Below are 11,110 nucleotides of genomic sequence, written 5' to 3' on the forward strand. Positions count from 1 at the left end.
TAAAATTCATCGTTGCTCAGCAGGGTATCGGTTACCCAACTGTTGTTTCATCGAAATAATTAACTCATCGTCCTGATAGGGTTTACCAAGATAGGCATTTACTCCAATGGTCAATGCTCGTTGGCGGTGTTTATCCCCTGTTCGAGAGGTAATCATCACGATCGGTAGATGTTTGAATTGTGCATCATTTCGGATGATGGAAGCGAACTCGAAGCCATCCATGCGGGGCATTTCAACGTCCAGTAATACAATATCCGGTGTTTGCTCATACAGCTGCGCCAGTGCCTCGACACCATCTTTTGCCGTGGCAACTTCAAAACCTAAACGGGTCAACAGACTGCCTGTGGCTTTGCGCATGGTGATGGAGTCATCCACAATCATCGCTAATGGTTTACGTTCAACGGTTATTTCCTGGTAACTTTCACTGGCCTGTTGAAGATTGGCAGTTCCGGTTGGCGCCTGATAGCTGTCAATTAATGTAGGAATGTCCAGAATAAAGACAACTCGGCCATCCCCCAGGATGGTGGCACCATTTATGGCATCAATCTGCCCCAGCTGCGCGCCGACAGATTTAATAACAATTTCACGGTTACTATCTATGTTATCAACAGCCAGTGCCACTTTGATATCACCACTGCGGAATAAGAGTAATGGCATTTGCTGACGCAGGTTATCCAATAAATTCAGTGGTTGGCCCAGTAAGTTGCTTAGTGGCACAAAATCATACAATTCACCATGAAATGTGTATGTCGGCTTTTCCTGAGACATCAATTCGCGTATGCGTTGAATACTGATGCGTTCACCGGCATTAACGGCAGATAACGGTACGGCAAATTGTTGTTGATTGACTGAAATCAATAATGCCTGCATAACGGACAGGGTTAACGGCAGGCGCAAATGAAATTGTGTACCTTTACCAGGCTGTGAACTGATCGATAAACGACCTTTCAAGGCGCGTATCTCGTTGCTTACAACATCCATACCGACACCACGACCTGACAATTGTGAAATGGCATCGGCAGTACTGAAACCTGATGTTAATATCAACTGAATCAGTGCCTGTTCATTGGGAATATTATGAGGATCAATCAGGTTCTGGGCGATAGCACGTTGTTTGATCTTCTCAATATTCAGACCCTGACCATCATCGGCAATGGTGATTAGTACTTCAGAACCTTCACGCTGCATGCTGATTTGCAATTGTCCGGTTGGGCCTTTGTCGTTTTGCAAACGCTCATCAACGGTTTCTAATCCATGGGCAATGGCATTCCGCAGAATGTGTTCAATCGGAGCGACCAAACGATCAAGGATGGTGCGGTCCAGTTCCAAGTCGGCACCACTCACAAATAACTGCGACTGTTTATCCAGCTCACTATTGGTTTGCCGGACTATCCTTTCCAGTCGAGGCACGATGGAATTGAAGGGTAACAGGCGCGTGTGCATCAGACCTTGTTGCAAATCTGTATTCAACCGTGACTGCTGGAGCAACAGAATATCTGTTTCACGCATCAGGTTACCCATTGAACGACTGATGTTATTCAAGTCATTCACGGTTTCGGTCAAACTGCGGGATAACTGCTGAATGGTCGAAAAACGATCCAGCTCCAGTGGATCAAATTCGGTATTACTATCTTGAACCGTATCTTCATATCGGAAAAGGATCTGCGTTTCGGTTTCGATTTCCAGCTTGCGTAACTGTTCATGTAAACGGGCAACCGTTTCTTCCATCTCTTCAAGTTGCTGGTGCATGGCACCATGTTGCTGGGTAACCTGGTCACGCGTAATACTTACTTCACCGGCAAAGTTACTCAGGTAATCCAGCAAGTCGGCACGAACCCGGATTTTTTCTGAATTTTGCTTGCCAGGGCTCGCCTTTTCCGGAGCAATGTTAGTGAAGCTTGGGATCTCAGGCTGTGTGGGTTCAGCATATGTTGGCAACTCGGCCAGATTATCAATATCAGCTGGCACATAGCCTAAGTAGTGTTGAATTTCCTGCAGTAAATCGACAGCTGCAGGAATGTTCTCTCTGTTTGCTAACTGTTCCTGCATTTCGGTCAGACGGTCCTGACAGCGTTGCAATAAGTTGAAAAAGCTTTCATCAGGTTTTTCAGGACGATCTGTGACCGAGAGCACGAGCGTCTCTGTTTGATGTGTCAGATCAGCCATGGCGGTAATTGCTGTGAGTCGGGCTCCACCTTTAAGCGTATGCAGATCACGCTGCAATTGCATTGAGCCCGCTGGATTTTCGGGTTCTGTTTGCCATTGTTTGATTGCACGATCCGCGGATATCAATAATTCAGCGGCTTCTTCGGTAAAGGCTTCGAGAATTTCGGGATCCACATCGGCTGTGGAGACAGTGTCTAATGCCGTTAATGTGGAACGAATTTGTTCTCGGAAAGCTGTAAAATCTGCTGGGGTTTTGTGTTGAATCAGCGATTCAATCTGATCATTGACGATCTCAAGAGCTTCTTCAAGTAATTCGCTCAAATTATCACTGCGACTTTGAGGGTGCATGATCAGTCTCTGCATCAATTGATACAGTGCCGCGAGTTGGGGTAATGCGGCGTTTTCTGCATTTTCTGCAAGCGTATTCAGTGTCTGCCGTAATGATAAAGGTGCTTCATTATCGCTCCGCTGCCATTGTTCAAGCTGTTGGCTGTACTCGTTGAGTAAACCATCTGTTTCCTCGAGAAAGCTCACCAGTTGTTCAGGATCCAGCGGTGCCGTATGCGTTTGTTCTGCTTTTTGCGGGCAGATCTCAAAAATCCGCCGATCCAGCAAACGGATATCTGGTTCATCAGTGCTGGTTTTAACGGCCTCCAACAGCTGACTTAATTCCATAATGATGTCATTCAAATCATGGATGGATTGATCAGTGAAAACCTGTTGCTGATGATAGAGATTACGGAAGGTTTGATCCAGCTGTGTTGCGATGATAGCGACAGGTTTTACACCAGCAATATTGGCGCAGCCTTTGAGTGAATGTGCTGCGCTCAACAAGGTTTTATTGATGACTTTTCCCGGTTGCAAAACAGCTGTTTCAGCAAATAAGGTTTGCAAGTGCTGATCCGCTTCCAGGAAGAAAATATCCTGTAATGCCTGGTCTTCATCTTGTTCAACAAGATTTTCCAGCACACTGTCTTGGCCATCAAGTTGTCTGGCGAGGATGGTTAAGGCTTCTGCAGACTGGGTAAAGTCAGGTTGTGCCTGAGTAAATAGATCCAAACATGCTGTAACTTCAGGCACAGCTTCCATGACCAGAGCCATAATTTCATCCGACACAGCCAATGAACCGTCTAACACTTGATTTAACAAATGTTCAATTGCCTGTGCCAATTCTGCGATCGTTACAGCTCCAGCCATTCGGCCGCTGCCTTTAAGCGTATGAAAGTGCCGGCGGATGGTTGTTAAATCACCGGCTTCTGGAGTTTCACACCAGATGGGCAATAATTGCTGCAACTCATCCAGTACTTCATTGGCTTCTTCAACAAATACTTCAGCGATCTCTGAATTAATATGTGGTGCAAATTGCCAGTGACCTGTAGTTTCCGCTGCAGTATCTTCCAGAGTTTCACGGGTAGTGACTGACTGTGATGGCTGGACGTCGATATCAATTAATTCCAGAGATTCATCAGTCTTATCTGCTTCAACATCATCGAACTCAATAGGAGAAGGAGCAAAATCCATCAGCGATAATGCGTCTTCATCCTCATCGGCATCATCCTTGGAGAGATCAAAATCCAATAACTCGACAGTTTCAGATCGCTCTAAATCATGACTTTCTGTTATATCGATTGCTGATGGCTCTGGCAATGATATTTCCGGTTCGTCAATCGTCCGAGAGCTTACCTTTTCGCCGAAGTGCTGCAATGTTCTCCGTGCGGATTCCAGACTATTTTCATCAGTTTGCCCGGTGTGATGCAGATTTTCCAAATAGATTTCTGCTGACGTTATTATCTCAGCCAGATCCTGCTGGGCTTTTTCGGACAATAATAAAGAGCCATCTTGCGAAAATTTATTAGCCAGAATGTTAAACAGTTCAGCAGCATTATTAATATTCAAAATATCCAGACTGCCTGCCAGCATCCGTAAACTGTTAATAAAGTTTTTATGAACAGCCTCAGTGTTTTCAGCGGGCTGGTTGGAATGCAGAATCAACAGTTCTTTAATGCTGGCCAATTCATTGAGACATTCGTTTAAGACGGTTTTTTGTAGCTGACGATGAATGGCGTCAGAAGCATCGGTTTGTCTGAGTCGAGCTTCGATTTGCAGTAAGTCGTCGGCTAAGTGTGCCAGTTGTTCATGGTAAGACTTATCGGTTGCCAGGCATTTTTGCAAAGCAATATGTTGTTTTTGTAAAGAATCGCTTTGCGCTTGATGTTGAAGAAGTGACAGCGTGTCAGCCATGCTAAGCAGTTGCAGACTGATGTCATTGACCGCCTCATCAGCTTGCTCTTCAGCGGTATCAAATTGACTGATCCGCTCTTTAAGTTCCTCAAGTTGCTCAAGCAATGCATTTTGAGCTTCTTGTAATGCTGAATCACTGTGACCGATAAGTTGTGATGCCTGATCATAAAAACTGAGGCCAAAATGTTGTTTCACGCTGGTGACCAAAGGTCCGTAGCTGTTAGCACGCGCGATCAGCAGGAGTAATTGTTTTAATAACTTCTCTGGATATCCCGCTAATAAAGAGTTTTCATCGCCCTCACAGACCAAGCGGATAGGGGAGGCCATTTTTCCCATCAGTTGTTTGGCCAGGACATCATCACGAATACCTCTGTGTGCCAGACTCTCCAGTAAAGCTTCAGCAACCCACCAGAATAAAGTGGTTTTCTGTTGGATAGACTGCAGGCGTAAATGACGTAAAATCCCGCGCATTTTGCGCAGACTCTTGTCATCCTGTTCACGCATCCACGTTAGCAGCAGGTGCTGGAATACATGGGCTACTTTATGTCTTTCCAATTCGAGGGGTGGAGCGGTGTGTGCAGGGTTCGGTGCGATTTCATCCGGTAACTCTGTCGTGAGGTCTGGCGAAAAGATATCGGTTTCATCAATAACCGGTTTATCTCGCAACACTCTCAATTCATTGATTGAGTCCAGTACACATAAGATGTTGTCTGGAAATTTTTCACTTAATTTCTGTAAATATGTTGGTAACAAAATAAGGCCGCGCGTTAACGCTTCCAACGCAGCATTTTGTTTATCTTCCGGGAACGACCGCATATGACCGGCAATAGACTGCATCTCGGATGCAAGCATTTGCGCCCCGTCCAGATTAAGCATTTCCAGCGTACCATTCACTTGGTACAAATGCTCCACACAGCGACTTAATGTTTCAGATTGTTGTGGATCTTCAATATAGGTCTGAACGGATTGCAAAGCTGCAGCGAGCGACTTCTGCAATTCATCTTGCAGCCAGGTCAAGGCATTGTAGTTGCCTCTTGATTGGGTCATATGCGCTTCTCCGCCGATTCAGGCTGCGTCAAGGTAATTTGAAACCAGAGACTGATTTACGCAGTTCATTCGTCAGTTCCAACAGTCTACCGATCGCCGCCGCACTCTCATTGGTGCCCGTTGAGGTCTGCATGGTGATTTCCTGAATCACACTCATGTTTTCTGATGTACTAATCGCTGCAGTGGCCTGTTGTTTGGCATTGCTGGAAATATTGTTGATCAATTCCGCTAACTGCTGGGAAACGGTTTCAATTTGCTCCAGCGAAGCCCCGGCATCTTGTGATAATCGCGCTCCGGAAACCACTTCAGCGGTACTTTGTTCCATGGAGCTGATGGCTTCACTGGTATCGCTTTGAATGGTACGAACCAGCGCATCAATCTGGCGAGTGGCACTGCCTGAACGCTCCGCCAGACGCTGAACCTCGTCCGCAACAACCGCAAAGCCGCGGCCGGCTTCCCCGGCCATTGCTGCCTGAATGGCGGCATTGAGTGACAAAATATTGGTTTGTTCGGCGATGTCATTAATCAATTCAACGATTTCACCGATTTGCTGAGAACTCTCGCCCAGGCGTTTCATCCGTTTAGACGTTTCCTGGATTTGTTCGCGGATAGTATCCATCCCGTGAATAGCTTTTTTCACCGCGCCATTACCCTGGACGGCAAGGCTTACCGATTGCTTCGCAACTTCTGAAGATTGGCTGGCATTTTCAGAAACCAGTTCGATGGAAGCCGCCATCTGAGTAATCGCCGAACTGACTTCAGAAATCTGCTGGGCCTGATGTTCACTGGCATCAGTTAAATGCAGAGCAGTCGCCTGAGTTTCCTGGGCTGCCGAAGCAACCTGTAAGGTGGTTGAGTTAATCTGAGCAACCAGACTGCGTAACGCATCAATGGTGTAGTTGACCGAGTCGGCGATGGCACCGGTTATATCTTCGGTCACCGTCGCTGTGACGGTCAGATCACCATCGGCCAGATCCCCCATTTCATCCAGCAGTCGCAAAATCGCATCCTGGTTATGACGGTTTTGCAGTTCCATTTCGTCCATGGACTGTTTGATTTTACGTAACGGCTGGTAGGCCACCAGCAGTGCCAATATCACCGCAAGAATGACGCTTAACGCGCTGGCTCCCGCGGTTATTAAGGGATCGGGATACACCAGGACATATTGTCCTGTGACAAGTAACCAAATCCCTGCAAGTGCCAAGCCACTGAAAAGAATAATCAAGAAGAGGTAAAACAGATTTTTGCCGCTGAGCAGCGAAGAAAAAAACAGTTTACTGGTGGCGTTCATATGGCGTGTCCTGAAATAAAATCGTTAAGCGGCTGCATTTAAAAATCTGGGATCTTCAGCCAGTTTAAGTAAGCTGAAAACGTGCCAATAGGTTTCTTGTTGGTAAAGCCGACCCTGCAGATACGGCTTGAGATGTAAATGTTGTCTGGCATCAGCCGGTTCCGGTTGACGTTGAAAATGCTTCAGACCGAACACTTCATCAACGATTAAACCGCTGAAAAATTCGGGGTGGTTCAAAACAATAACGCGTTTGCGTTTATCCACTGGGCTGCTGCTTCCCTGTAAAAACAGGTTCAGATCAATTAAAGGCAGCAGATCGCCGCGCAGACTGGTCATTCCAACAACCCAGGGTTGTGATTTTGGAACGGGAGTGATCTGTTGTGGTAGCGGAAATACTTCTCGTGATTGGCCCAGCGGGATGAGCAGGTGGAGTTTATCCAGGCGAAAACCAATGGCTGTCCAGGCCCCATCCATATTATCCTGCTGAGATAAGCCGGCAATTCGCTGTTGGCTACGCCGTTCAATATCTTTAAGCGTGGCAATAATATCTGCTGGATTATCCAAGGTGGTCATGCTGACACTTCTACCAATTCATTGATTTGTAAAATCAGATCTTCTTCGGCAACCGGTTTGCCCAGATAGCCTCGTGCGCCCTGTCTCATTCCCCACATGCGATCAGTTTCCTGATGTTTAGACGAAACGATCACAATCGGTATGTGGGCGGTGGCATGGTCCTTGGTTAATCGGCGAGTAGCCTGAAATCCATTTAAAACGGGCATAACAACATCCATCAATATCAATTGAGGTAATTGAGATTGCGCCATCGCAACTGCTTGTTCGCCATCAGTGGCGACGATGACTTCATGACCATTTTTTTCCAACATCTTCTGTAATACATACACTTCAGTTGGTGAGTCATCGGCTATCAAAATTAAAGCCATAAAAACTTAAGCGTCCTTGTTTTTTTTGTCGAGCAAATGCGTCCGTATCGCATCCAGTAAATCATCGCGGGTAAAAGGTTTAGTCAGATATTGTTCTGCCCCGACAACCCGCCCCTTTGCGCGGTCAAACAGGCCATCCTTGCTGGATAACATCACAACCGGAATATCCCGATATTTGGGATTATTTTTTACTAAAGCACAGGTTTGATAACCATCCAGGCGCGGCATCATGATATCGATAAAAATAATATCGGGATGCTGCCCACTAATGATCGGCAACGCTTCAAAACCGTTGTCCGCGGTGAGCACTTCACAACCTGCTTTTTGCAGCAGGGATTCAGCGCTACGGCGAATCGTTTTGCTGTCATCGATGACCATCACCTTAAGGCCTGAAAATTCTGATAAAGTCTCACTCACGGTCATTAGTACCTACAGCCTGACACATTCGATTAAAATCAGCCTTGAAGATAACCCATTTTTGTTCGTCAGGCTAGTGACTACTTTCGATGTTAAGGTCTGTTATTCCTTCATTTCTAAACGCATGGCAGAGTATGTATGACTTGAAATATCCAATCTGTGTCCCATATCACAGTAACCGGGGTCTGCTTATCTTTCACGTCACCCCCTGCTAGACTCATTTTTATTGATTCAGAGAGTTCACCATGACATCAGCCGTACCGCACCTCACTACTGCCCTAAACGGGCCATTATTGGAATTAGAATCACATTTATTGGAGCGGCAGGCCGATGTTGAATGCTGGTTGCGAGAACAATGGCTGAAAACGCCGGCCCCATTTTATGCTTCGGTTGATTTGCGAAATTCCGGATTTAAATTGGCGCCTGTTGATACAAATCTGTTTCCTGCTGGATTTAACAATCTTAATCCGGCTTTTATGCCTCTGTGTGTTCAGGCTGCGCAAGCTGCTGTTGAGCGACTTTGCCCAAAAGCCCGGCGTGTCTTGATCATTGCAGAAAACCATACCCGAAACCTGTTTTATCTGGAAAGTGTAGAAACGTTGCGGGATATATTCGAAAAGGCCGGTCTGGAGGCGCGTATTGCCAGTTTGCGAGATGATATCAACGAAGCCATACAGATTAAATTACCTTCTGGTAAAACCTGCGAAATTTCACCTTTAGAGCGTCGGGGAAATCGGGTGGCGATAGGTGATTTTTCGCCTTGTCTGGTCCTGCTTAACAATGATATGTCAGGTGGGCGCCCGGCCATACTGGAGGATCTCGAACAGCAGGTTGCTCCGCCGCTAAAAGCCGGTTGGTCAACACGAAAGAAATCGGATCATTTCACCCATTATTCAATGGTTGCACATGCTTTTGCAGAACAAATCGGTATTGACCCCTGGCTAGTATCGCCCCTGACATTGCAATGCGGGGAAGTGAATTTTATGGAGCGTAGCGGGATGGAATGTCTGGCGCGGAATGTGAATACATTGCTCACAGCCATTCAGAATAAATATGATCAATATGGCATTGATCGTGAGCCCTTTGTTGTGGTGAAAGCGGATTCTGGAACGTATGGTATGGGTATCATGATGGTGAAAAGTGCCGACGATGTCATGAACCTCAACCGTAAGCAACGCACCAAGATGTCTTCGGCTAAAGAAGGTCTCGTTGTCGATAATGTATTAATTCAGGAAGGTGTGTATACCTTTGAAACTCTGGGTGAAGATCAGGCCGTTGCTGAACCGGTGATTTACATGATGGATCACTTTGTCATCGGTGGTTTTTATCGTGTTCACACCGGGCGTGGTGTCGATGAAAATCTCAATGCACCTGGTATGCACTTTGAACCTTTGGCATTTGCCCAGTCATGTATTACCCCGGACAAACTCGATAAGCCTGATGCTGAACCGAATCGTTTTTATGCTTATGGGGTTATTGCACGGCTTGCATTACTAGCCGCAGCAAGAGAGCTGGTATAGACACGCCATACCAGCTTAATATCAGGCGTTATGTTCACTTAAATAGGCGATAGTCATAGTCTGATTATGTAACAGACTGTGACTGTCATCTTCACCAGAACAGATTTCCCCATTTGAGTAAAAGCCGGTAATACCCGTTTGCATGCCCAGCAAGCGTTGTACAGCATATACCTCATCCGATACCTGATCTTCCATCACCAGTTTACGGCCGACGCAGCTGACACAAATTGCCAGTGCCTTATCGTTAATATCCACTTTCTTCAATAAAATCTGCCGAGCAGCATCACTGGCACCGGCCACTAACTGATCGTGATCGGATTTCAGAAATCTTACGGTGGATCCCTCCGCGATATTGCCCGCAAAGGTCATGCTGTTGTCTTTTTCGTTTATCGACAATAAGGTTCGAATGACATTAACGTTTTTGTCATCCATGATAGCAAATGGAAAATTCAGACCAGAAGAGGGAAGTTCACTGGCGTAATAACCGATATACATTTTGTAGAGGGGTAATGCCGGTTTGTTATCCATTTCATAGACCACATTTTTAATGGCCTTGGTAATACGTCTTGGCGGGCCATAAGGTTTCCAGCCGCCTAATGCACCGCTGGTCACAATAGCGTCTTTACCATAAATCCCAACAGCAATAACGATACGATCTTTGATTTGATCATTATTCAGTAACAAAGTCTTGGTAAATTTGGCATCGTCGCCAGCCAGTCCGCCGGTAATAGGCGTATTGGGTAAGACTTCTTGCAGGCCTTCAACCAGTTCGGAACCGTTGACATTCAGCCCATCACTGAGCACAAACACGCCTTTTAGATCTGGCGCAATCAATTCGTTGGCAATTTGAGCGCCAAGAGCATGTGATTGTTCCATGCTGTTCACAGGCTTGCAGATGAACCGCAACTGACTTCTCTGCCAATGCATGGCGGTAATATGCACGCTGTCATCAAACACACCATCGCCAGTTATTTCACCTGAGGTGGTGCAACCGATAATCTGTGCATTGGGATAGCGTTTTTGTATCTGGCTGGCAAAGTTGCGTTCGCTGAAACGATTCACTGAGCCAAAAACTAACACCCAGTTTGCTTCACTCAACGTTGAGGCTGAGGAGAGTTTATTAAACCCACTTTTGCTGGGTAAATGTTCTTGTACAAACTTCATTTTAGTAAACTCAACATCCTGATATTTAAATGAATCATTAGCGTCCTTGTTAATCGCGTTCAAAAACCTCAGCCGATACTACATCAGTTCGCACAATACTGGGAGTAGCTTAATTCAAAATGTGAACTGATTTGCACAAATCCGGGGCAAAAAAAAGCCCTGAGCATAAGTAAGTTCAGAGCTTTTGTCAGGCTAAGAATAAGCGCTATCCCGCCAGTTTTTGTTTCAGAATGTCATTGACCTGACCCGGATTCGCCTTGCCTTTGGAGGCTTTCATCACTTGGCCGACAAAAAAGCCGAATACTTGCTCCTTACCATCGCGA

Annotated in this window: 7 protein-coding genes and 1 pseudogene; 1 reads left to right on the top strand and 7 read right to left on the bottom strand. The window is 46.1% G+C overall.

Features of this window, described 5'->3' with window-relative positions; translation table 11 throughout:
* Positions 1-6: 6 nt before the first annotated feature.
* From LGT40_RS12485 to pilG, 5 genes are read right to left on the bottom strand one after another with little or no spacing between them, the layout of a single operon-like run.
* Positions 7-5,454: a hybrid sensor histidine kinase/response regulator gene (locus LGT40_RS12485; RefSeq protein WP_226072346.1), complete on the bottom strand. Its 5,448-nt coding sequence runs from the start codon at positions 5,452-5,454 to the stop codon at positions 7-9.
* A gap of 28 nt (positions 5,455-5,482) precedes the next feature.
* On the bottom strand, positions 5,483-6,745 hold the full coding sequence (locus LGT40_RS12490; RefSeq protein WP_285229319.1) for a methyl-accepting chemotaxis protein: 1,263 nt from the start codon (positions 6,743-6,745) through the stop codon (positions 5,483-5,485).
* A gap of 24 nt (positions 6,746-6,769) precedes the next feature.
* A complete protein-coding gene (locus tag LGT40_RS12495) occupies positions 6,770-7,318 on the bottom strand; it encodes a chemotaxis protein CheW (RefSeq protein ID WP_226072334.1) in 549 nt (182 codons plus the stop codon).
* Positions 7,315-7,686 carry a twitching motility response regulator PilH gene (gene pilH / locus LGT40_RS12500; RefSeq protein ID WP_226072332.1) on the bottom strand — a complete coding sequence of 124 codons (372 nt, stop codon included), beginning with the start codon at positions 7,684-7,686 and terminating at the stop codon, positions 7,315-7,317. Before pilH ends, LGT40_RS12495 begins: the two co-directional genes overlap by 4 nt.
* Before the next feature lie 6 nt (positions 7,687-7,692).
* Entirely contained in the window at positions 7,693-8,103 is a 411-nt protein-coding gene (pilG, locus tag LGT40_RS12505) for a twitching motility response regulator PilG (RefSeq protein ID WP_349630198.1), read from the bottom strand.
* A 245-nt stretch (positions 8,104-8,348) separates the two neighbouring features.
* Here pilG and gshA point away from each other — a divergent pair, with 245 nt between their 5' ends.
* Positions 8,349-9,623 carry a glutamate--cysteine ligase gene (gene gshA, locus LGT40_RS12510; RefSeq protein WP_226072329.1) on the top strand — a complete coding sequence of 425 codons (1,275 nt, stop codon included), beginning with the start codon at positions 8,349-8,351 and terminating at the stop codon, positions 9,621-9,623.
* Positions 9,624-9,644: 21 nt separating this feature from the next.
* Here the strand turns inward: gshA and LGT40_RS12515 are convergent, their stop codons facing one another.
* Positions 9,645-10,787, bottom strand: a complete 1,143-nt coding sequence (locus LGT40_RS12515) for an FIST signal transduction protein (RefSeq protein WP_226072327.1) — start codon at positions 10,785-10,787, stop codon at positions 9,645-9,647.
* 205 nt (positions 10,788-10,992) lie between these two features.
* Positions 10,993-11,110, bottom strand: a pseudogene (locus tag LGT40_RS12520) (glutamyl amidotransferase); the annotation flags it as partial.

The organism is Methylophaga pinxianii (assembly GCF_020447225.1).
GTDB classification, from domain to species: domain Bacteria; phylum Pseudomonadota; class Gammaproteobacteria; order Nitrosococcales; family Methylophagaceae; genus Methylophaga; species Methylophaga pinxianii.

Coding starts and splice junctions, on each gene's coding strand:
- LGT40_RS12485 (WP_226072346.1), bottom strand. CDS start 5,454: ATGACCCAATCAAGAGGCAACTACAATGCCTTGACCTGGCTGCAAGAT.
- LGT40_RS12490 (WP_285229319.1), bottom strand. CDS start 6,745: ATGAACGCCACCAGTAAACTGTTTTTTTCTTCGCTGCTCAGCGGCAAA.
- LGT40_RS12495 (WP_226072334.1), bottom strand. CDS start 7,318: ATGACCACCTTGGATAATCCAGCAGATATTATTGCCACGCTTAAAGAT.
- pilH (WP_226072332.1), bottom strand. CDS start 7,686: ATGGCTTTAATTTTGATAGCCGATGACTCACCAACTGAAGTGTATGTA.
- gshA (WP_226072329.1), top strand. CDS start 8,349: ATGACATCAGCCGTACCGCACCTCACTACTGCCCTAAACGGGCCATTA.
- LGT40_RS12515 (WP_226072327.1), bottom strand. CDS start 10,787: ATGAAGTTTGTACAAGAACATTTACCCAGCAAAAGTGGGTTTAATAAA.